The following is a 22,761-nucleotide window of genomic DNA, read 5'->3' as shown; positions in this document are numbered from 1 at the left end:
AAATACTTCAAGCGCTTCCCTTCATCTCTCTTTAGTCTTTATAAATTCTCGGTACGCGGTCACTAATCAGGCAGACCACCTCATAGTTAATGGTGCCACGCTTTTCTGCCACATCTGTCGCCGTAATGGTCTCCGCTCCGCTATTTCCAATCAAAACAACTGGCGTGCCAAGGGGATAAGCCCGAGGCAGACGCACTGTAATCTGATCCATGGAAACCCGACCGACAATAGGACAGCGCTGGCCATCGACCAAGACGTCAAAGCCTTGCATATCCCGTGTCCAGCCATCCGCATAGCCTAGAGGAATGGTACCAATAATTTGCTGGCTATCACTAGTATAAGTCGCACCATAACCAACATGGGCACCCGCCTGAATTTCTTTAACATGGACCAAGGCTGATTCTAACCTTAAAGCTGGTTTGACCTCATAGGGCAACTCCAGCACTCGTCCGCTAGGATTAAGCCCGTAGATAATATCTCCCAGACGAACAGCATTCATAATCGTTTCACTGTGCCAAAGAGTTGTTGCAGAGTTGCTGGCATGAACAAGCGGCGGCAGGAAATCTAACTCACTTAAAATTTCTTTAAAACGACTTAACTGAGCTGAAAAATTGGCGGTCTCTATCTCATCGGCCGTTGCAAAATGGGTAAAAATTCCTTCTACAAAGGCACCCGCTCCCTGCAAACGATGAATGGCCTCTCGAACTTCTTTGCCAGAGCGAAAACCAATCCGGCCCATCCCAGAATCAACCTTGATATGAACAGTCAGCCCAGACAGATCGCTCTGCCTATTTAAGAGCAGCTCCAACCATTCTAAACCAGCCACCGTTAAGGTAATTTCCTTTTCAATAGCTAAGGGAACCACAGCCACTTCAGACACTCCCAAAATCAAGATTTTTTTGCTGAGTCCAGCTTCGCGAAGCTCCAAAGCTTCGTCGATATTAGAAACGCAAAAACCATCTACAATAGGGTCGATATATTTTGATACGGCAACTGCTCCATGTCCATAGGCGTTCGCCTTGACAACCGCCCACTTTTCAACTTCTTCTGGTATATGACTTATAATTTGTTCAATATTAAAGTAAATCGCTGATAGATCGACAACAGCTTGGCTGGGTCTATGTAGACTAGCTTTCATTTTCTTCCTCCAAAATAACACTGGCAATAACCTGATTACCTGCATGACTGATGGATACCCAGACCTTGCCATCAAAAGGTGACTGGCTAAAGTAGGGAGCTCCTTGTTGATTGTTCAAAATTTCCAAATCCTGAAAGGTCACTTTCCCAATCCCCGTTCCCCAGGCCTTGGAAAAAGCTTCTTTTGCCGACCAACGACCGGCTAGATACTCCATCTTCCTTTTCCCTTTCAATTCTTCGAAGCGGGAAAATTCTTTTGGTGTCAATACTTTCTGGGCAAAGCGAGAATTCTTGCTGTAGGCCCGCTCAATAGAGGATAACTCCTCTAAATCAATTCCATGTCCTTTAATCATATTTCTCTTGTGTAATGCGAGAAAACTCAGCCGATTCCCAGCTGAGTTTATCCTTTCCGACAGTTGATTTTAAACTAAAAATCCCTGTCTTCCTTTCACTTTTTATTTAGCTAAAGCATCATAAATTTCTTCAATCAGCTGGACAGTATTGTCCCAGCCTAGGCAAGGGTCAGTGATAGATTTACCAAAGACTTCAGGCTCATTTTGCCGTCCGTCTTCCAGATAAGACTCAATCATAAAACCTCGAACCGTTTGTTTGATTTTCTCGCTCCAAGCACGATTGATCAGGGTTTGACGAACAATCCGAATTTGCTCCATATACCGTTTGCCTGAATTATCATGATTGGTATCAATAATGATAAAAGGATTTTCTAAGCCTAATTTTTCATAGTTAGCAATAGCATCCAACAAAATTTCATAATAGAAATTTGGGCGGTTTTTGCCATATTCATCAATGGAACCGCGGAGAATTGCATGAGCCAGCGGATTTCCAGAAGTCTCTACTTCTTGATTGTGGAAGAGGAAGGTTTTCATATTCTGAGCAGCATAAATCGCATTGAACATTACTCCCAAATTACCAGAAGTTGGATTTTTCATCCCGACTGGCGCATCAATTCCTGATGCTACAAAGCGGTGTTCTTGATCCTCCACTGAGCGAGCTCCAACTGCGTGATAGCTAACCAAATCATCCACCAGTCTCAAATTTGTAGGATAAAGCATCTCGTCCGCAGTTGTCAGACCAGTTTCCGTAATCACACGGTAGTGCAGCTGACGAACTGCTTGAATCCCATTAATAAGGCTAGGTGCTTTCGAGGTATCTGGCTGGTGAACCAAGCCTTTATAGCCGTCACCATTAGTACGCGGTTTGGCAGTATATACCCGCATCACAATAAAGACTCTGTCCTCCACCTTTTTTTGCAGCTCAGACAGACGGCGAGCATATTCTAAAACAGCATCTTCATTATCAGAAGAACAAGGACCGATTACTAGGAGAATGCGATCATCCTGACCGCTGAGAATCCTAGCAAGCTCCTGATCCCTTTTATTTTTGTTGGCTAAAGCCTGGCCGCTCAGTCTCGTTTTTGACTTGATTTGCTCAATATCAATTCTCTGACCTTTTTCGATAAATACCATATTATTGCCCCAATGTTTCATAAATCTCGCGGACCAATACTTCTGTATTGTCCCAGCCCAGACACGGATCCGTAATGGATTTCCCAAAAAATTCTGGCTCATCCTGACGGCCGTCTTCCAAATAAGATTCAATCATAAAACCACGAACAGCCGACTTGATTTTCTCATTCCAATCACGATTAATCAAGGTTTGACGGACAATCCGAACCTGTTCCATATACCGTTTGCCTGAATTATCATGATTGGTATCAATAATAATGCAAGGATTTTCCAGCCCCATCTTTTCATACTGCGCAATCGTATCTAACAGGTTATCATAATAGTAATTAGGAATATTTTTCCCATATTCATTGATAGAGCCCCGCAAAATCGCATGAGCAAGTGGATTGCCACTAGTTTCGACCTCTTGGCCTAAGAAAAGAAAACTCTGCTTGTTTTGGGCAGCATAGATGCCGTTAAACATAACATTGAGATTACCAGAAGTTGGATTTTTCAAACCAGTCGGAAAACTTGCCCCACTGGCTACAAACCGATGTTGCTGATCCTCAACAGAGCGAGCTCCAATCGCCATATAAGAAATCAAATCATCCACTAAAGGAAGGTTTTCAGGGTAAAGCATCTCGTCAGCCGTCGTCATGCCAGTTTCTGAAATCACGCGATAATGCAGGTTGCGAACCGCCTTAATCCCGTTGATTAGACTAGGCGCTGCTGTCGCATTGGGCTGGTGAATCAATCCTTTATAACCGTCACCATTGGTACGTGGTTTAGCTGTATAAACCCGCATCACCATAAAAATCCGGTCTTTGACTTCTTCTTGAAGAGCAGAGAGACGCTTGGCATATTCCAAAACAGCTTCTTCATTATCTGAAGAACAAGGTCCGATAACCAAAAGAATCCGGTCATCCTCGCCACGAATAATGGCTTCCAATTGACGATCACGCTCTTGCTTACGGGATAAAATATCGCCTTCTAGCTTTGCAAGCTGACGCACTTCTGCTACGTTGATTGGTTGACTAGTTGCTTTAAATGCCATCTTCTCTCCTTAACTACTTACGACCATGACAATTCTTAAATTTCTTTCCTGAACCGCATGGACAAAGATCATTTCGCTTAACTTTAGACAAATCTATATCTTTAAGAAGATTCGGGATCTTAGCAGAAATATTCCGAGTAGCTGTTGTACTGATATTGTGCTCTGTACGCGGACGCTCTTGCTCATGAATCTGTGCTTTCATCATCAAACGAGTCACATCAAATTCAATGGAGCCGATCATCGCATTAAACATACGGAAACTTTCTGCTTGGTACTCAACAACCGGATTGTTTTGAGCATATCCACGAAGTCCTACAGCCTGACGTAATTGATCAAGTGCGTCAATATGGTCTGTCCACTTACTGTCTACTACACGCAAAATCAAAACTTTCTGGAATTCATGCACGGATTCTTCATCTCGCAGTTTTGCAATTTGGTTATCATAAACTTCTGAGGCACGCTCAAATAGATAAGCTTTGATTTCTTGGTCTGATTTTCCTTCTAAATCACTCTCAGAAATAGAATCTTCTGAAACCAGATTGTACTTAGCAAAATTCAGGATAGCTGCAAGCCTTTCGCTCGCTTCAGCACGGCTGTTGCCATCTACGATCCGATCAATTGTCCGTCTAATCATAGCATGGATCTCAGGACTCAAATCACGATTGGCAGTGATCACATCGTAGCGTTCTGCATAGATAATTTCCCGCTGTTCGCGCATGACATCGTCATATTGAAGGACTTGCTTCCGGGTGTCATAGTTATTTCCTTCAACCCGTTTTTGAGCGCCTTCAACTTGACGAGTCAGCATCCGAGATTTTATAACAGACTCTTCTTCGCTGAGGTTCATCCGCTCAAGCAGAGCCTTGATTCGCTCAGAACCAAAACGGCGCATCAGCTCATCTTCAAGTGACAGATAAAACTGAGATTCACCTGGGTCTCCCTGACGCCCTGAACGTCCGCGCAACTGATTGTCAATCCGGCGGCTTTCGTGACGCTCTGTACCGATGACACAAAGTCCACCCAGCTCACGCACACCCTCACCCAGCTTGATATCAGTACCACGTCCGGCCATGTTGGTCGCAATCGTTACAGCACCGCGTTGACCAGCATTCATGATAATTTGCGCTTCTTTGTAGTGATTTTTGGCATTCAAAACTTCATGAGGCACACCAGCTTCGACTAATTTTTTAGAAATAAAATCACTAGTTTCAACGGCAACCGTACCGACAAGAACCGGCTGACCTTTCTCATAACGTGCTTTTACATCTTGAACAACTGCTTTGAACTTAGATTCAAGACTTGGATAGAGCAAATCTGGATGGTCAATCCGAGCTACAGGACGGTTCGTAGGGATTGGAATCACTCGGATATTGTATGTTTCACGAAACTCTTCTTCTTCTGTTTTTGCTGTACCGGTCATTCCAGAGAGCTTCTTGTACATTCTGAAAAGATTTTGATAAGTGATAGAAGCTGAGGTCTTAGTTTCATCTTGGATTGGCACACCTTCTTTTGCTTCAATTGCTTGGTGCAGACCATCTGAATACCGACGTCCTTCCATCGTCCGACCCGTAAACTGGTCAACAATCAAGACTTCTTGCTCCTCACTGACTACATAATCAATATCCAAAAGCATGATGTAGTTGGCTCGAAGGGCATTGTCAATAAAGTGAGTCAGAGCAACATTTTCAATATCATAAAGATTATCCAACTTGAAATAGCTCTCAGCTTTGTCGATACCAGAATCCGAAAGGCCAATGGTCTTAGACTGAACATCAATGATGTAATCCTCTTTAGCAAGAGATTTTACATAATGATCCGCCATATGATAAAGCTGATTTGTATCAGAAGAGGTTGGACCAGATACAATCAGGGGCGTACGGGCCTCGTCAATCAAGATTGAGTCCACCTCATCAACCAAGGCGTAATTAAGCGGACGTTGAACCATATTTTCAGCGCGAACGACCATATTGTCACGCAGATAGTCAAAACCGATCTCCGCATTGGTTGAATAAGTAATATCACAAGCATAGGCTTCTCTCTTTTCAATAGAAGATTTAGCCGCTAGGTTAATCCCAACCGAAAGGCCCAGCCAAGAATACAGCTCTCCCATTTCAGTTGCATCCCGTTCTGTCAGATATTCATTGACAGTAACAACGTGTACGCCTTTTCCCGAAAGAGCATTCAGATAAACTGGCATCGTTGCAGTCAGAGTCTTTCCTTCTCCTGTACGCATTTCAGGAACGTCTCCGTGGTGGAGGACAATCCCCCCCATGATCTGCACTTTATAAGGAAAGAGTCCTAGAACGCGCTTGGCACCTTCTCGGACAACTGCAAAGGCTTCATACAAAAGATCATCTAAACTTTCGCCTTTCGCATAACGCTCCCTGAACTCTGCTGTCTTTGCTTGCAGTTCTTCATCAGTCATCGCAGCCATTGTATCTTCATAAGCAATGACCCGATCTGCCATTTTCTCTAATTTTCTTAATTCTCCTCTATCATTTTCAATGATTGTTCTTAAAATATTAGCCATTTTTTCCCTTACTTGTTTATGTTCTGTTTTTAAATGTTTCTTCTCATTATAGCACGTTTCCCTATATCTTTCAAGAATGAAAGAAGGAGTAGGAAGACAAAAAAACGCAGTCATTTCAATCTTTAACTGCATTTTTCATCCCGCTTTCAAATGATAAGAATAGCTCGAAACAATATTAAAAACGCATGAAATCTATTCTAAGAATCTTTTCATGCGTTTCTCTAACATCAATCATTCAGCAAGGCACAAGATCGGCTAGTCCTTTTCTATACCTTGCACTACTTTTAGCCAATATCTGAATTCCCAACGCAAGGGACTGCCCTGCAAAATCTTTTCTCTAATTGCTTTTTGATAAGCTAAATACTGATGATCATAATCATCCCAGCGACTCCAAGGTTGCTTTGGTCTTTCTATATCCAGATTACCGCTAGCAATGTCAAAAACATAGTTATCCAGCGGAACATGCAAATACTCAAACACTTCATCAAATGAAGTCGCTTCAAGCATATATAAATACTTGATGGTCATATTGAGCCATTTTTGTGCATGGCCATATGTAAACACAACCCCATTGTCTAAGTAAATCCTTTTCATTTGATTGCTTACATTTTGGTGCCAAGAATCAAAAGAATCTTGATCGGGAATGTCCTTCAAGGAGAGTTTAGGTAGCTCTTCTGCAAATATTAAGTTTACTTTTCGTCGTAACATTAGCCTAACATCATCTGGCAACGGCTTCAGTCTTAGCGTTCTGTTCATATCGAGATAAGCCCGCCTGCTTGCTGCTTCGATAGGATTTGAAAAATCCCCAAAATAGACATACTTCAAGAAATCAAGAATATCTTCATCAACACTTGTTTCTCTTACCTTATCAAGCACAAAATCCGCCTTTCTCTATGGATGGCTGACAATCAGCTGCAAGTCGCCAGACAAAGTCCATTCTTTGACGTCACTTGGCAGGATGAAATGCTCCCCTTTTTCAAGAGGATAAATCGCTCCATCAACTTCCAGCTCGCCAACACCTTCCAAGACGCTAAACAGACTGTAATCTGCTGTCTTTTTAAACTCAACAGAACCAGCAATATCCCACTTGTAAACAGCAAAGAAGTCATTGGCCACCAAAAGAGTAGAAGTCAAATCGTCTGCCTGAATGGTAACGGGACGGCTATTAGCTGGCTCACCGATAGTCAGAACATCAATCGATTGCTCCAAATGCAACTCACGAAGATTGCCAGCATCGTCCTTGCGATCAAAGTCATAGACCCGATAGGTTGTGTCGCTAGACTGCTGAGTCTCTAAAATCAGAATCCCTGAGCCAATGGCATGCATGGTTCCACTTGGTACATAGAAGAAGTCGCCAGCCTTGACTGGAATTTTGGTCAGGAGATGATCCCAGTCCTTGCTCTCGATTTGCTGGCGCAACTCTTCCTTGCTCTTGGCATTGTGACCGTAGATAATCTCTGCTCCTTCGTCTGCAGCGATAACATACCAGCACTCAGTCTTGCCAAGTTCGCCTTCATGCTCTAGTCCATAAGCATCATCAGGATGGACCTGAACACTGAGCCAGTCATTGGCATCTAAAATCTTCGTCAAAAGCGGAAAGACAGGCTCTGGACGATTGCCAAAGTGCTCACGGTGCTCGGCATAGAGAGCATCTAACTTCTGACCGGCAAAGCGTCCATTCTTGACAGTTGACACGCCATTAGGATGAGCTGAAATAGCCCAGTATTCGCCCACATGGTCACTAGGAATCTCATAGCCAAAGACATCGCGCAGCTTGGTCCCACCCCAAATCTTCTCCTGCATCACAGACTGTAAAAATAATGGTTCTGACATAACAACATTCTCCTTAAATATTTTTTACATCCAATAAGGAATAGCCCTTGGTGTCGAAACGATTACGGCTTCTTGAATATTCAATCGGCCGGCCATTCCCCAGATAGACAGCCTGTTCCACTTGCAAAACAGGATCGGAAACCGAACAGTTTAGGTACTTTTGATCATAGTCATCTGGCTGGCGCCAAACCCTTTTGCAAGCTCCGATTGAGTAGGCAACAAGGAGTCTACTGGGTAGACTCCATCTGCAATTCTATCTCGGAGAACATCGGCTATTTCTTCATATTTTACTTTAGCCAAGCTCTCTTCTGCTTCTTTTTTTTCTTAATCTTATTATAATACAGACTCTGTCTGTTTGTCCAGTACGCCTACCGTCCAAGCCATTATACCAAAAATCGGCCTCTTCTTTTTTTAAATATCTATACTTTTCGTTTATTAAAGTATACTTTTTAGAAATAAAAATACAAGCCTAGCATAGCTAAACTTGCATTCAATTTATGACAATCAATGATGTACTAATCTACTCTTCTCATAATGAAGCTGAAAACTCAGCAAAACAGCCCAGAGCAGACTCAGTCGCTGCAACTTGCAAACCAAATGAGAAGTGCTTATCAAATAGTCCACCTGCCTCGGTTTCAGAAAATCCTATTAAATCATTGCTTCCCGCTTTCTCCTCGGCTATTCTTGCACATCCAGAATCTTGGCACCAATTTCACGGTAGGACATATCTCCCAAGACCTGCAGCGTAAATTGCCCCTTTTCATATTCGACAACTGTCACACTGCCATTTTGGACACCAGGATTTTTGGTAATGGCCGCATCAATCAGATAGGTAAAAGTCCCAATGGTCATACTATGGCTGACAACCAAAGCATCTCCCCCGCCAGCAGCCTCCACATCTTGGGCGATAGCAGTAAACCCTTCTAAAATCCGGCCACCAAGCTGTTCCCAAGGTTCAGCCCAGCCAGCTGTATCCACTTCAACCAAGCCATTTGCTAAATCCGGCAGGCTCAGTTCTTTATAATCGTCTGCATCCAGCACCCGCGGAATGACCCCGTGGAAAAGCTCTCCACCATAGGCACCGTCAAAACTACCAAAACACCATTCCCGGATGCGCTTGTCAAACCGATAAGGAATCTTACCCGTCAGTTGCAACTCTTCCAAAATAATCCCCATGGTCTGAATCGTGCGACCCGAATCACTGGAAAAGGCTTTTACAAATTCCAAGCCAGACTCCCGCAACCCAATACCCAACTCATGAATCCCACGTTCACCTTCTGCTGTCAGCGGTGTGTCCGACCAGCCCTGAGCTCGGCCAATGGTATTAAACATGGTCTTGCCATGGCGGATAATAAACAGTCTTGTCTTTGTCATATTCTCTCCTAAATTCCCCTTGAAATGATGGCAGCCCTGCCTTTCAACATCAAACTAGCGCAGACTGGGATGAAGAATCTCCTCTACCTGAATCAAATCCTTGCGGGAATAACTAACCATAAGCGACTGATTTTCTTGCAAAGTATGCCAGACTCCGCCCTCGTCCAAGTAATAAAGCGACTGATCTGACCCTGCCAATTTCAGTAAATTTTTGCTGCCAACCCGCTCCTTCCCTAAATAGGTGAACAGTTCTCCTGCCGAATCAACTTTCCCAACCAGTAAAATCTTGCATTGGTAAGAATTGCCGACTTTCATAAATTCAAAATTATTGAAATCCAAAAGCAATGAATCATCAAAACAGCGCTCCTGACGTCCAGTGTCCACATTTTCCAAGATGAGAACCCGAGTCGTGCCATACTCTTCAATTGATTGCAACTTATACATAGAAAATCTCCTTTCCAGCTATTTTATTCGAAGGGGGAGTTGAAAAGAGCCAGTTAGCAGCACCCAGTGATTGCTCACTTTAATTTTTAAAACTGTGAATCGGTGCTGGAATTTGACCGCCACGCGCGATAAAGGCAGCTGACGAAGCCTGATTGACCTTCATGACCGGAGCTGTTCCCAAGAGCCCGCCAAATTCAATCATATCACCTTCCTTGCCTTTTGGAATAATCCGCACGGCTGTCGTCTTCTGATTGATAACCCCAATAGCCGCTTCATCCGCAATCATGGCTGCGATGGTTTCAGCTGGCGTCGCCTCTGGAATGGCAATCATATCCAAACCGACCGAACAAATAGCTGTCATAGCTTCTAGCTTTTCTAGATTGAGCGAGCCATTTTGCACAGCAGCAATCATGCCCTCGTCCTCTGAAACAGGAATGAAAGCACCAGACAGACCGCCGACCTGGTTGCAGGCCATGACACCGCCTTTTTTGACTTGGTCATTGAGAAGGGCAAGCGCCGCTGTCGTACCATGAGTACCGACTGTTTCCAAGCCCATTTCTTCCAAGACACGGGCCACTGAGTCTCCGACTGCCGGTGTCGGAGCCAGACTCAAATCAACAATCCCGAACTTAACGCCCAGACGCTCGCTGGCCATCTGACCGACCAACTGGCCGATACGGGTGATTTTGAAGGCCGTTTTCTTGACCGTTTCCGCGACCACGTCAAAGCTCTCACCACGGACCTTTTCCAGAGCCCGCTTGACAACGCCTGGCCCAGAAACACCGACATTGATGACCACATCTGCTTCACCGACACCATGAAAGGCACCGGCCATGAAAGGATTGTCCTCTACCGCATTGGCAAAGACGACCAACTTGGCCGCCCCCATATCAGAAAGCTGGGCGGTTTCCTTGATAATCCGTCCCATATCCGCAACTGCTGTCATATTGATGCCGGTTTTGGTTGAGCCGATATTGACAGAGGAGCAGACCTTGTCTGTCTCAGCCAAAGCCCGCGGAATGGAATTAATGAGGATTTCATCCCCTTTTTGATAACCCTTTTGCACCAAGGCAGAAAAACCACCGATGAAGTCCACACCGATTTCTTTTGCTGCCCGATCCAGAGCATGAGCCAGAGGCAGATAGTCCCTTGCGTCCGTAGCTGCCCCAATCAGGGAAATCGGGGTAACAGACACCCGCTTGTTGACGATGGGAATCCCCAGCTCAGCTGCAATCTCATTCCCGACAGTCACCAAATCTTTAGCCTTGGTCGTAATCTTTTGGTACACCTTATCCGCCGCACGCTCAATATCTGAGTCAATACAGTCCAAGAGCGAAATGCCCATGGTGATGGTCCGAATATCGAAATTCTGCTCCTCAATCATGGCAATGGTTTCTGTAACTTGTCTAATATCCATGCGCCCTCTCCTTAGATATTGTACATAGCGTCAAAAATCGCTGCACTTTGAATATTGATTTTGACATTGAGCGTCTGACCAAAGGCCTCAAATTCACTACGAAGCGCTGCAAAATCCTGCTTCTCATCGCTAGACACGACAGCCATCATGGTAAAAAATTCATCCAAAACCGTTTGTGAAATATCGTCAATATTGAGCCCCAGCTCTGCAATTTTAGTAGATACACCGGCCACAATCCCCGTCTTATCTTTTCCAACAACCGTAATAATCGCTTTCATCGTTTGCTCCAATCATATTTATTGCTAATATTGTAGCATAAATGAATAGATTTTGCATGAATTTGCAGAAATCAAGGCTTCAAATTTTGCATAAAACCTTATGTAAAAGCAGTCATAAACAAGTTCTTGAAAAATTAATATTAATTAGAGCGATCAACACTCTTTCTGCCAGTCAGATTTCCAATTTTTGTCCAAAAAATTACAGATATTAGTCCTTTTCGTTAGAAGTTTAATTTTTTTCTATACTTTTGATTGAAAACGGTTACAGAACCTGCTATACTAGATTTAAGAACACATTACAAAGGAGATTTCTTATGAAAGACTCATATAAGAAACGCTTATATACTCAAGTCCTCAGTGTCTCAGCTGCAGTTCTTTTAGCAGTTTTAGTCCAAGGAAATGCTGCCGCTGACACAGTTAGCCCTGCTGAAACCCCACAGGAGACCAGTAAAGTCAGCACTGTCGTCGAGCAGCCTACGCCTGCAAGCTCAGAGAAAGTCGTAGAAAATGCGACTATTCCTCAAACCGGATCACCAGAGCAAACCAGCAAGACTGAGGCTGCCCCTGAAAAAGCCGACAGCACTGTTCCAACCCTTCCTGCCACAGGAGCTGAAGAAAAAACAGCTGATGCTGCCGAAAAAGTCGACACTTCTGCCAAAGCAGAAATGCGCGCAGCTGGTATCGAAGAAAACAAGGTTCAGCTTGCTGACAGCAAGGTTTATATGTCTGAAAAAGCTGTCATTGAAGAAACCATTCAAGAACAGGGAGCTCAAGCTGGTAAGATTACTTGGAAACTAGACAACAAGCCGATTAGTGAGTGGAAAACTTGGAAGATGGCTGACGGAACCTTCTCTGGCGACCCATTTGTCACTGTAGAGGAAAAAGCTGATGGAAATGACCTTAAAGTTTCCCTTAAATTTAATGAGTTATTTGGTCAAGACTTAAGCCTGCGGACACCAAATAATATCCGCAGAACCTACCGCAACTTTATGGGTACTCATGAATTGGTCGGAACCAGTGAAGATTTAGGCCTGACCATTCGCAAGAACATCGTTCTGCGACCTTATGAAGATTTCCATACCCATGATGAAATGCTGGCAGCTATCGAAAAGAGCCGGCAGGATGCTAAAACGGATCGTCTTGTCAAAATCGAAACGACTGGTAAAAGCGCTCAAGGACGCGATGTTAAACTTGGTATCATCAGTTCCGATCAAAAGAGCATTGACGACTATCTCAATACAACCAATCGACTCGCTCTCACTAAACCAGCTGAAATGTTAGCAGCTCTGAAAAATGGCACACTGGACTATAAACTGCCAGTCCTTATCAACAATACCCACGCCGATGAACAACCTGCTATCGACATTATCACTGGACTCTTCAATACTTTTGCGACCAAAGATCAAATTTCTTTCCAAACCACCGATGCCAATGGAAATGCTAAGACTGTCACACTCAGCGTCAAAGAACTCCTCAAGAAATTCATTTTCCTCTTTGACTTTACTGAAAATCCTGACGGAGATGTTGCCAATACCCGTGCCCTAGCTAACGGAATCGATCCAAACCGCGATACTAGCTATCAGGCTAACCCAGAAACCCGTATTGTTGCTGGACTCATCAACAAATGGAATCCAATTGCACTTTACGACATCCACGGCTTTGTCAAGGACTTCCTGATTGAGCCAGCTACTCCACCGCACGATCCAAACTTTGAATATGACCTTTTGTCAAAAAATATGCTGGAAAATGCCCACCACATGGGCCGCGCCGGTGTTGCCAATTCCAAGTATGACCACTACATCATTCCTAAACTAGACTGGGGCGATGGCTGGGATGACTCCTTCTCTGGCTACACAGGTGTTTATGCTATGTACCATGGAATATTAGGACATACCGTTGAAATTCCTGAGGGCAATCAAGAATCCTATAAAGCTGGTTATCACGCTGTCCTTGGAGGTATCTCTTACCTGTCTCAAGACCCTGATAAGCTCATGGAAATGCGCCTCAACTTCTATCTCCGTGGCATCAATAAGGTTGAAGATCCAAAAGCTGAAAATGAATTGGTCGGACCTGACGGCAAGGTTGTTGGACGGGTAAAAAATGGTCAGAAAAAATTCTTCCCTGATTATTATGTCATCCCAATGGGTCTTGACAAAGACAATGATTCCCAACAAGCCTTTAACATGATTGAATACTTCAAGAGAAATGGTGTTGTCATTCAAGAATTGAAGGAAGATGTTGGCAACTATAAGAAGGGCGACCTCGTTGTCGATATGGCTCAAGCTAAGCGTGGCTATGCCAACCATATCCTCTACAAAGGATCAAATGAGTCCGCTTGGGCTGCCATGTATGCTGAACTTTTGGTAAACTTCCCAGATATGAGAGGCTTTAAAGCTGAAGCAGTCTTTAAAGATAAACTCTTTGATGGCAAACTCGGTGAAGTCACTGCACTTCGGGCTACTCGCACTAGTGAAGTCAATCATAAAGCTCCATACTATGTGATTGCTAACACATCCGACAGCGCCGTTAAAGCTGTCAACCAAGCTATTCGCGAAGGTAAGAAAGTTTATCTGACAGAAGATGGTTATATCGTTGATACACCGACATTTGCAAATCTGCTGAACAATTATGCTATTTATGGAGATGCCCTTTATAAAGTTCCGACAGGGCAACCTTTGAAAGCTCTTAAAGTCTATGCTCCTCCTCATCAATATTATTGGGCTGGTGTCGATTCTCCTGCTCATACAGCCCTCGCACTGAAGAATCTGGGCTTTGATATTGTCGACACACCTGAGGAAGCCGATGTCATCGTCCTTGAAAGCAACAAGTTTGATAAGTCTATCCTCAGTCTCAAACCAACAATCGTAGTTGGCGGCTCTGCTATGCAACGCCTTGAAAAACTTGGTGTCCTAGATGGATTTGATGCTGAAAGATTCTCTGGAGGCAGCGATTTTGAAGGACTTATGAAAGCTATTGTAGATGATAAAGATCCATTGACTAGTGGCTATAAGAAGAATGATCTCTTCTATTCTAATTCTGGAAACTGGATCGCAAAAGCCCCTGCCAACTTCAAGACTTTGGCTTCAATTGCTGGCAGCGACTACTACATTGCAGGTTGGTGGCCAGGCAACGAAAAGCTAGCCAATAAGATCGTAGCCATTTCCGGTAGTTACAAGGAGCATCCACTCTTCGTTTACGCTGGAAATCCAACTAATCGTCTGCACACCATCCACTTCTACCGTTGGATATCCAATGCTGTCTTCGGCAGCCAATTGGCTGAACTGAAAGATCCTGTTCAAGAACCATCTGTTGAAATTGTAGAAATTGTGAATCAAAAACCTCAAGCAGGTCAAGCAACCATAACAACCTACAAACCTACACCTCAACTAGTAAGCGTAACGCAGCAAGACCAACTGCCAGAAACAGGAAGCAAGGAAAACACAGCTCTATTTGCAGTCGCAAGTGTTCTTATTGCTACAAGTAGTGGCCTATTCTTACTGAAAAAGAAAGAAGAATAAAAATATTCCTCTCCTTTTCTGATAAGTAAACCTTTGCTCGCTATGCCCTCTAAACTCAAAAATCGCATGGATGACATCTAAAAAGATTTATCCATGCGATTTTTTATATTACCTGAGCAAAGGTTCAGAAGTATTTTGAACTAGGAAACAGTACATTTTTCCTCTAAAGTTGTAAGCAGACTAAGAAAATCAGCCTGCAATCCAAGGACAAAAAGGTTACCTTGAGGGGTGTTCCGTATAAGTATAGCCATTCTTTCGAATTAACGTTTACTAAATTGTGAAGCTTTACAAGCTTTCTTAAGACCTAGCATGGAAACTATCATTCTCAAATAGACCAAAAACAGCTTAATAGCAATCCTCCGCAGAATTGCTTTTGCATTTGGGAACTATATACCTGTTTACACTAACCACAATATGTAGTGCTTCCGATAATATACAAAAAAGCGACTTCTATATTAGAGGTCGCTTTTGGTATAGATATTAAACAACTTATAAAAAGCGGAATTGCTATCAACTTATTATTGATGATATATACATTTCCATGAATTCGAAATCAGGTTCTCCTTCAATCGTTACAGGTAACATTATCTTCTGATGAAGAAGACGTTTAGAGTTCAGTTTGTTTCCGTGCCCAAATTTGTTAGCTTGTTTAGTTATGCAAACAGATATAAACAGTTTAGCTTCTTTACTCATAAACTTCCTCTCCATTAGCGCTGTCACATCTTGAGTTGCAACGTACTTATAGTTGTGAAAAAATGCTAAACCTGCTCCACCATCGCCGTTATTGTTTATTGATATTGATTCTTTGAAGACTTTGCTTTCGTCAACTGTAACGAAACTATCAAAAGCATTGAATTGCTTACGGGCAGAAATAAGAGGGATTTCTCCGCTCTGGAGCTTTCCTTTTGCTCCAGATTTACCTCTTTCAGCTTCAAAAAAATCTGATATATAAAAATCTGACCAAGGAACACTATTCAAATCTATGAGCGGAGGAGTCAAGAGAGAGTTATTAGCTAGTTCTTTTAACGGCTTAATTTGACTATTTATAAAACTATCCATGTATTCCCAATTAGGTTCATTTTTTTCATCAACTGGTAAAACAATTTTCTTGACACGCAATCGTCCTAAAGTTGCTCCGTTTCCTCCCCAGTTAAGTAACACTAGTTGTTTTTTTATTAGTGGAATTAAAAATAGGGCGATATTTTTAGTCATAAACTTAGATTCTAATATTTGAACATTTTGACCAGTATAAAAATCCGTAGGTTGATAGAAAACTGTTTGAGTATCTAAACCAATTGTAATGGAATTTCCTTTATCAAGTGGTTTATCCTGCTTTCCCACAAACATATCACAGCCGTTATTTTTATCTGTCCGAGTAATGTATGGAAAATATTCTTGGTCATTTGTAATCTTTAATCTCACTTTATCAATACCAGAGCTTGTCGAGTGTAACTTAAAGTATCTGGTATCTGATAATTCAAAAGGTAGATATTTCAAAGTTTCAGTCATCAAAAATATCTCCTCTATCGCTAATTTTCATGCTGTATTCAAACGTTGCATAGTCTCTTAATGCAGATAAAAAGTCCTTTGGAGTTGGAATTGAATCATCAAAATAGAAATAACTGTGCAACCATTCATCATCTGCTGTCAGAGTTGTTTTTATTGAGTTAACACCATCTATATCTATCTTATCTTTAATAGTATCTAGCAGTCTTTTCCTCTTTTCTGTTGCTGTAGCATCTTCTAACATCCCAAGATGAGGATTAAGAATATTCCCGTCATCTCTAAAATCATACAAAATGCTTCTACTATCCTTTTGTGGTACACCATGTTCCAATACGATAACAACCGGACTTGTCCCATAAGGATAAAATGTCTTAGGATTCATTGTAATCACTGCAATTATTCTGTTATTATCTAACAGCTCTTGTTTTAATTCTCTATAATCAGCATCTTTTATAGCTTTTGGACCACTGGTCATTGTTGATTGGGGGACGATAAATGCTGCTCGACCTCCGCATTTTAATCTACCTAAAGCCTTTATCATAAAGTTCATCTCAGATAAATGAGAAGTAACTTTTGTTTTGGCTTGACTATACGGTGGATTCATCAATAGTTTATCGAAATTCCCATCGTTCTCTAAAGAAAGATGAAACATATCCCCTTCTTCTAAATGCGCACGACCGTCATTTCGCAATATCATATTAGTAGCTGATATTGCATATAGTTTGGACTTCAACTCTATTCCATATAACCTATCTGACTTTATTTTTTTGATTGCTTGTTTTTTAGCTTCACTAGTTTTATAATTGACATCATCTTTTTCAACCTGCTCAATCATCTTTTGCATTGAAGCAATTAGAAAAGCACCTGTACCAGTAGCAGGGTCAATCACCGTGTCGGTAGGGCTTATTTCAATTAGGTCAGCCATTAGGGAAGTAATATTCAACGGTGTTAATACAATACCTAAATCCGAACCATCATTGCCACCATACTTAACAAATTCGCTATAGAATGAACCTAATATATCAAATGGAGTACCACCAACTACCCTATGATAGACTTCATTGCTTAAACGGTCTGTAAAATACCATAAAGGTGTTCTATTGCCTAATTCTGTTAACTTAGTATTCAATCGCACATCAGTAGTAATAAATCGAAAAGTATCTAAAAGAGAACCAATTTTTTTGCTTCTAACTTGATACAAATTATTCAACTCATCTTCGATAGCTCTAAAAATAGTATTACCATCTGAACTACTATCAACACCTCCAGTTAGTTGATTTGCTGTCAATCCATGTCGTAGTGCTAACAAAATAGCTGATACTACAGTTGCTTTATTATCTGCTCCTAAATTTCCATAATTTCTCAAATCTTCGTGAATACTATATGCAATTTCATTGATATTTTTCAGTTCTTCTTGATAAAGAGATAGCTCACCAAGAACTGAAACTTTATAATATTCTTCAATATTCTCTTCTTTAAAATTTTCAAAACTTAATACATCACTAAGTCTTTTTATAACAAGACCATCTTCCCTATTTTCAATATAATAAGGTTGTATTTTATATCGTCTAGGAGAACCAACTATTCCTAATGCAAAGATTTTATCATAAATAGAAGAATGCTCAACAATCCATTTTGCATAATGAACGGCTCCATTTACAGCATATTCTTTTATTGAATGAACATCCATCAATAGATTACCATTTTCGTCGAAAGTCTCCAATTTAGAAAAATCTTTTTTGTTTTCTATAAGTATGTGAAATCTGCCAGATTGAAAATTGAAGTCAGGAATTCCTTGTTTTCCTTTTAGAGATTTAGAAGCTCCTTTTAATGCTTCTATCCATGTTGCTTCACCAGCGTTTTCTACATAGAAGTCTTTGTTCGAAAAATTAGCTTCTGAAAAAAGCTGATAAACTAATTTACCTGTGCTATCACTTTCGTTTGTTTTTCTTACTAACATACAACCTCCAATTTAGAGATTATATGATAAAAGACCTCCTCACAAAAAAGTGAAAAAGTCCTAAAAAGGGGTTGACAAAAAGACTGAATAGCTACATAATCAGCTTGATTTGATTTGATTTGATTTGATTTGATTTGATTTGATTTGATTTGATTTGATTTGATTTGATTTGATTTGATTTGATTTGATTTGATTTGATTTGATTTGATTTGATTTCTGTCATATTTTTCTCCTTGCTTATATAACAATACTATTATATCACAAAATACTAGTTTTGAAAAGAATTATACCCAATTTTACACTAATTTATTGACTTTTGTGTTTTAAATGATATAATGATTTTAGAATATAAAAGGAGCAGAGAGATGTTAGGTGAGTTTAAGTCATTGTATGATTTGATGAATGCTTTCCCAAGTGATTATCATTGTGAACAACATTTAGAAAAAATTCGCTGGAATGGCTATGTAGTCAGTCCTTTTGATGAAACATCTAAGGTTTATAAGTGCAAGAATGGAAAATACAGGTGCAAGAATACTGGCAAATATTTTAGCGTTAAAACTGGTACAATGTTTGATAATACTAAGGTTTCTCTTCAAAAATGGTTTATTGCTATTTGGATGGTGACTTCTCATAAAAAAGGCATCTCCTCGCTTCAACTTTCAAAAGATATTCACGTTACTCAGAAAACCGCTTGGTTTATGTTAGAGCGTATTCGTAGATGCTTTGGCTCAGAAAATAACAATGAATTGGACGGAACTGTCGAAGTAGATGAAACCTATATTGGTGGTAAAAATAAGAATCGCCATAATTCTAAAAAGGTCAAAAATGCACAGGGTCGTTCTCTAAAAGATAAAACTCCAGTTGTCGGTATGGTTGCACGAGAAGGAAAATTAAATGCTCATAAAGTAAGTGATACAGGTATAAAAACTCTGACAGAACAAGTCGTTAAATTTGTTAAAGATACCGCTCAACTTTACACTGATGAATGGTTGGGTTATAATAAAGTTGCGAAGATGTACGACCACGCTTTTGTAAACCATGGTGCTCGTGAATATGTCATTGATGATATTTATACAAACACGATTGAAGGTTTCTGGGCAGGACTTAAACGAGGGGTATTAGGGATTTACCATTCATGGTCTAAGAAACATTTGCAGGACTATGTGGATGAATTTGTATTCCGCTACAATACTCGTAGTATGGCGGATAATGACCGCTTCAATCTTCTATTAGCATCTTCAGGAGTTCGTACAAAATACAAGGAGCTAATCCATGGATAAACTACATGCAGAAATGGAGCGAACAGTTTCCAAAACGATTGACAATAAGTTAGTGGATTACCAAATTTCTCTTTCTGATAATTTTTACAAAAAATATCTCAGTTATTATAATTGCCCTTATACTCAGGCGATTGTTAAATCACATCGGAAATTTTTCCAAGATTTATCGTATTACGCGATTTACCAAAAGCTAGGAGATATTACAAAAATCAGCATACAGAATCGACTTTCTGAACTAGATACTCTAGTAGATATTTCAGATAACAAAGAGGAGTTCGACACTTTCTTTTATAAAAAGTTTCAGTTTGAATTGCCTGATATTCCTTTTGAGGAGGAAAAACTAGAACTTTCTGATTTTGATTTGAAACTACAACAGGCTTTGAATTATAATCCTAAAGAAGATAAACAGTTAAGAAAGAGAAAAAGCTAGACTTTTGAATATAGACAATCACATGAACTAAATCTTATAGGAGGAAGATGATGGATTGGTATGATTATATGATAAATGCATCCAAGCAATCACGTTTCAATGCAAGTCATTGGTTTCGTTATTTGCGAAAAGTCATTTTTGAAGACCATTCTTATTTAACAAATGAGGATGTTGAGAAATTACTAGTCTCCAAAGAATTAACTGATTTTCAAAAGGTTAGCTTAAAGTATGCCATTCAAGAGCACACACCAACTCATGAATATGTGATTTCGTTAAATAAGCCAGCTAAATTAACCAATGTTCAAAAAATGATGGAGAAATACAAACATGGATAAAATGAAACCTGTTTTCGAAGCCTTGAATAAGGAATTGGTTCAGGAAAATCTTACTTTGACCATTATCTGCGTTGGTGGCTATGTCTTGGAATATCATGGTTTACGTGCGACGCAAGATGTGGATGCTTTTTATGAGGAAAGCCAGAAAATCAATGAGATTATCGCTCGTGTCGGACAAGAGTTTAATCTTAACACTCACGAAGAGCTATGGCTCAACAATAATGTGGCAAATATGAACACACAGCCACCGTTAAGTTTATGTGAAACCTTGTACTCATTTGAAAATCTAACGGTTTTAGTTGCTCCAATTGAATACGTGTTAGGGATGAAAATGGTCAGTACTAGAGAGCAGGATTTGAAAGATATTGGTGCGATTATCAAATACAAGCATTTTCGTTCACCATTCAACACCTTTGATGGTTTGAAGAAAATGGGATTTGATAGTATTGACTTCTCTGTTCTCCTAGAAGGTTTTAGCCATGCTTATGGCATAGATTGGTTAGAAGATTTTTTCAAAGAAAATCAAGATAAACTTAAAAAATATTATTGACATCACATTAAAAGACGATTTCCGATTCGGAAGTCGTCTTTTTTATGTTTTGTGAAATACTACACCTTGTGGTTAGTGTAAACAGGTATATAGTTCCCTTGCATTTTTATTTGATAAATTGCAATAAAAAGCAGTGAAGAACATTTCGTTGAAAAATTCTTCACTGCTAATCTTAGTATGTCTTGTATGAACTTTTTGAGTCTATTAACAAGTTAGCTTTTTTTAATTAACACTTAAGCTTCTTGCTCTTCTTTCACCAATTTTTGGTCATAGACACGAATGAATGGGAAATAAACCAAGAAGGCTGCGACTGCACACACTAGAGCAACTAGGACTGCTCGAAGATCTGCTGTCCCTAAGAAAGCTCCTATACCCACTGGAGTTGGCCATGGAACCTGTGCAATAACTGGATTAATAAGGTTTAGTGTATTAGCCAAGTAGTAAATAGTAGCAGTAACCATTAGCGCCAAGATGAATGGAATGGCCAAGGCTGGGTTATAGATAATCGGTAAACCAAAAATGAGCGGCTCATTAATATTGAATAATGCTGGCACGACTGAAGCACGTCCAATAGCTTTGAGTTGTTCTGACTTAGCAGCAAAAGCAATATAGAGACATAAACCAAGAGTTGCACCTGATCCACCAGCAATAACAAACATGTTAGAAAACTCACCAGCTACAGCAAAGTTCCCACCAGCAGCGTTTTCTGCCATATTTGCAAGAGCAATCGGATTAACAAATGCAAAGATAATATTGGCACCGTGAATACCTACAATCCAAAGAAGTTGAGTCAAGAGATAGATAATCATCAATCCAATCCATGAGTTAGTCAGATTTGCAACAAACCCAAACGGAATTGCAATGACTTTAAAAATATCTGTGCCCATAGCTACAAGTAGACCGTTAATAAAAATAACAACAAATGCAACTACAAATCCTGGAATCAAAGCAGTAAATCCACGAGAAACCCCTTCTGGAACAGCTTCAGGCATTTTAATAACCCAATTACGCTTAACACACATACGATAAATTAGTACTGTCACAATAGCCATAATGATAGCTGTGAAAATCCCTGTTGTCCCAAAACGAGTAACACCGTTCCCCATTGCCCAACCATCAGCAACTACTGCACCTTCTTTAAGGTTGGTCACAGCCTTCATCATTCCTTCATCAAAGATGATTTGTGGCACTGTCATGATGAAAGCCATTAATGCAAGAAGAGCACCATTAAGAGGGTTCATATTAAGGTCTTCTTCTTCTGCATAAATTTTTGTCAACTCATAAGCAAGTGAAAGGACAAAATAAAGAGAGAGAGACCCCATGGTAGCGTAGTTAGCAACCATATAAAGAGAAGTGAATTTATCAAATGAAGCTGAGAAAATATCTGCTACAATTGGCCAGAATGAGAAAGCTTGTGGCAAAATACTGAATACCAAAAACATTGACCCAACAATAGTAAATGGCACAGCTGCCATACCTGCTGCCGTGATGGCACGCACTACTTTAAACTGAGCAAGTTTACCCATTGGTCCCATGACGTGATTTTCAAGAAAACCAAACAATCCATTTTGCTGATCCATAATCAGACCTTATATTTATATTAGCGGGTAGCTTCCGCCAGTATAAACCCTTTCTTAATTATTTTATAG

Annotated in this window: 21 protein-coding genes and 1 pseudogene; 5 read left to right on the top strand and 17 right to left on the bottom strand. The window is 40.6% G+C overall.

Annotated elements, in window-relative coordinates; all coding sequences use genetic code 11:
• Positions 1-31: 31 nt before the first annotated feature.
• The 13 genes and pseudogenes from alr to SSIN_RS03385 all read right to left on the bottom strand — a co-directional run bounded on the left by alr (position 32) and on the right by SSIN_RS03385 (position 11,533).
• Entirely contained in the window at positions 32-1,138 is a 1,107-nt protein-coding gene (gene alr, locus SSIN_RS03435; protein ID WP_037615814.1) for an alanine racemase, read from the bottom strand.
• Positions 1,128-1,490: a holo-ACP synthase gene (gene acpS / locus SSIN_RS03430; RefSeq protein ID WP_037615812.1), complete on the bottom strand. Its 363-nt coding sequence runs from the start codon at positions 1,488-1,490 to the stop codon at positions 1,128-1,130. The genes alr and acpS overlap by 11 nt, the downstream gene beginning before the upstream one ends.
• A 102-nt stretch (positions 1,491-1,592) precedes the next feature.
• Positions 1,593-2,624, bottom strand: coding sequence for a 3-deoxy-7-phosphoheptulonate synthase (locus tag SSIN_RS03425; RefSeq protein ID WP_037615810.1), 1,032 nt, complete (start codon positions 2,622-2,624; stop codon positions 1,593-1,595).
• A 1-nt stretch (position 2,625) separates the two neighbouring features.
• The gene (locus SSIN_RS03420) at positions 2,626-3,657 is read right to left on the bottom strand and encodes a 3-deoxy-7-phosphoheptulonate synthase (protein ID WP_037615806.1); all 1,032 of its coding nucleotides are present in this window, start codon (positions 3,655-3,657) and stop codon (positions 2,626-2,628) included.
• Positions 3,658-3,670: 13 nt separating this feature from the next.
• Positions 3,671-6,187 (bottom strand): preprotein translocase subunit SecA, encoded by a 2,517-nt coding sequence (gene secA, locus SSIN_RS03415; RefSeq protein WP_037615803.1) that lies wholly within the window; start codon positions 6,185-6,187, stop codon positions 3,671-3,673.
• A 255-nt stretch (positions 6,188-6,442) separates the two neighbouring features.
• Positions 6,443-7,063: a hypothetical protein gene (locus tag SSIN_RS03410; protein WP_037615800.1), complete on the bottom strand. Its 621-nt coding sequence runs from the start codon at positions 7,061-7,063 to the stop codon at positions 6,443-6,445.
• A gap of 15 nt (positions 7,064-7,078) precedes the next feature.
• Positions 7,079-8,020, bottom strand: coding sequence for a mannose-6-phosphate isomerase, class I (gene manA / locus SSIN_RS03405; RefSeq protein WP_037615798.1), 942 nt, complete (start codon positions 8,018-8,020; stop codon positions 7,079-7,081).
• 13 nt (positions 8,021-8,033) lie between these two features.
• A pseudogene (locus SSIN_RS10200) lies at positions 8,034-8,198 on the bottom strand (UTRA domain-containing protein); the annotation flags it as partial.
• Positions 8,171-8,320: a GntR family transcriptional regulator gene (locus tag SSIN_RS10195; RefSeq protein ID WP_084578613.1), complete on the bottom strand. Its 150-nt coding sequence runs from the start codon at positions 8,318-8,320 to the stop codon at positions 8,171-8,173. The pseudogene SSIN_RS10200 and the gene SSIN_RS10195, both read right to left, overlap by 28 nt.
• Positions 8,321-8,698: 378 nt before the next feature.
• Positions 8,699-9,394, bottom strand: coding sequence for a histidine phosphatase family protein (locus SSIN_RS03400; protein ID WP_037615795.1), 696 nt, complete (start codon positions 9,392-9,394; stop codon positions 8,699-8,701).
• Positions 9,395-9,448: 54 nt separating this feature from the next.
• On the bottom strand, positions 9,449-9,838 hold the full coding sequence (locus tag SSIN_RS03395; RefSeq protein ID WP_037615793.1) for a hypothetical protein: 390 nt from the start codon (positions 9,836-9,838) through the stop codon (positions 9,449-9,451).
• Positions 9,839-9,917: 79 nt separating this feature from the next.
• Positions 9,918-11,255 (bottom strand): PFL family protein, encoded by a 1,338-nt coding sequence (locus tag SSIN_RS03390; protein ID WP_037615791.1) that lies wholly within the window; start codon positions 11,253-11,255, stop codon positions 9,918-9,920.
• An 11-nt stretch (positions 11,256-11,266) separates the two neighbouring features.
• Positions 11,267-11,533, bottom strand: coding sequence for an ACT domain-containing protein (locus SSIN_RS03385; RefSeq protein ID WP_037615788.1), 267 nt, complete (start codon positions 11,531-11,533; stop codon positions 11,267-11,269).
• A 314-nt stretch (positions 11,534-11,847) separates the two neighbouring features.
• Here SSIN_RS03385 and SSIN_RS03380 point away from each other — a divergent pair, with 314 nt between their 5' ends.
• Positions 11,848-15,051 (top strand): LPXTG-anchored zinc carboxypeptidase, encoded by a 3,204-nt coding sequence (locus SSIN_RS03380; protein ID WP_037615785.1) that lies wholly within the window; start codon positions 11,848-11,850, stop codon positions 15,049-15,051.
• A 510-nt stretch (positions 15,052-15,561) separates the two neighbouring features.
• Here the strand turns inward: SSIN_RS03380 and SSIN_RS03375 are convergent.
• The 3 genes from SSIN_RS03375 to SSIN_RS11015 all read right to left on the bottom strand — a co-directional run bounded on the left by SSIN_RS03375 (position 15,562) and on the right by SSIN_RS11015 (position 18,740).
• On the bottom strand, positions 15,562-16,560 hold the full coding sequence (locus SSIN_RS03375) for a restriction endonuclease subunit S (RefSeq protein WP_052076754.1): 999 nt from the start codon (positions 16,558-16,560) through the stop codon (positions 15,562-15,564).
• Complete coding sequence (locus SSIN_RS03370; RefSeq protein WP_002927814.1) at positions 16,553-18,517, bottom strand: HsdM family class I SAM-dependent methyltransferase; 1,965 nt, start codon at positions 18,515-18,517, stop codon at positions 16,553-16,555. Before SSIN_RS03370 ends, SSIN_RS03375 begins: the two co-directional genes overlap by 8 nt.
• A gap of 91 nt (positions 18,518-18,608) precedes the next feature.
• Complete coding sequence (locus SSIN_RS11015; RefSeq protein ID WP_280513203.1) at positions 18,609-18,740, bottom strand: hypothetical protein; 132 nt, start codon at positions 18,738-18,740, stop codon at positions 18,609-18,611.
• A 142-nt stretch (positions 18,741-18,882) separates the two neighbouring features.
• On the opposite strand from SSIN_RS11015, the gene SSIN_RS03360 reads away from it, so the two are divergent.
• Genes SSIN_RS03360 through SSIN_RS03345 form a run of 4 tightly spaced genes read left to right on the top strand, consistent with a single transcriptional unit; the run spans position 18,883 to position 21,112 of the window.
• A complete protein-coding gene (locus SSIN_RS03360) occupies positions 18,883-19,797 on the top strand; it encodes an IS1595 family transposase (RefSeq protein ID WP_032906149.1) in 915 nt (304 codons plus the stop codon).
• Positions 19,790-20,227 carry a hypothetical protein gene (locus SSIN_RS03355; RefSeq protein ID WP_002927809.1) on the top strand — a complete coding sequence of 146 codons (438 nt, stop codon included), beginning with the start codon at positions 19,790-19,792 and terminating at the stop codon, positions 20,225-20,227. Before SSIN_RS03360 ends, SSIN_RS03355 begins: the two co-directional genes overlap by 8 nt.
• A gap of 50 nt (positions 20,228-20,277) precedes the next feature.
• Positions 20,278-20,562, top strand: a complete 285-nt coding sequence (locus SSIN_RS03350; protein WP_032906146.1) for a hypothetical protein — start codon at positions 20,278-20,280, stop codon at positions 20,560-20,562.
• Positions 20,555-21,112 carry a DUF6036 family nucleotidyltransferase gene (locus tag SSIN_RS03345; protein ID WP_037615777.1) on the top strand — a complete coding sequence of 186 codons (558 nt, stop codon included), beginning with the start codon at positions 20,555-20,557 and terminating at the stop codon, positions 21,110-21,112. Before SSIN_RS03350 ends, SSIN_RS03345 begins: the two co-directional genes overlap by 8 nt.
• Before the next feature lie 233 nt (positions 21,113-21,345).
• Here SSIN_RS03345 and celB read toward each other — a convergent pair whose 3' ends face one another.
• Positions 21,346-22,692 (bottom strand): PTS cellobiose transporter subunit IIC, encoded by a 1,347-nt coding sequence (celB, locus tag SSIN_RS03340; RefSeq protein ID WP_037615775.1) that lies wholly within the window; start codon positions 22,690-22,692, stop codon positions 21,346-21,348.
• Positions 22,693-22,761 lie beyond the last annotated feature (69 nt).

Source organism: Streptococcus sinensis (assembly GCF_000767835.1).
Taxonomy (GTDB): domain Bacteria; phylum Bacillota; class Bacilli; order Lactobacillales; family Streptococcaceae; genus Streptococcus; species Streptococcus sinensis.
Note: the sequence above shows the minus strand (reverse complement) of the source record. Positions and strands in the feature narration are given on the sequence as shown.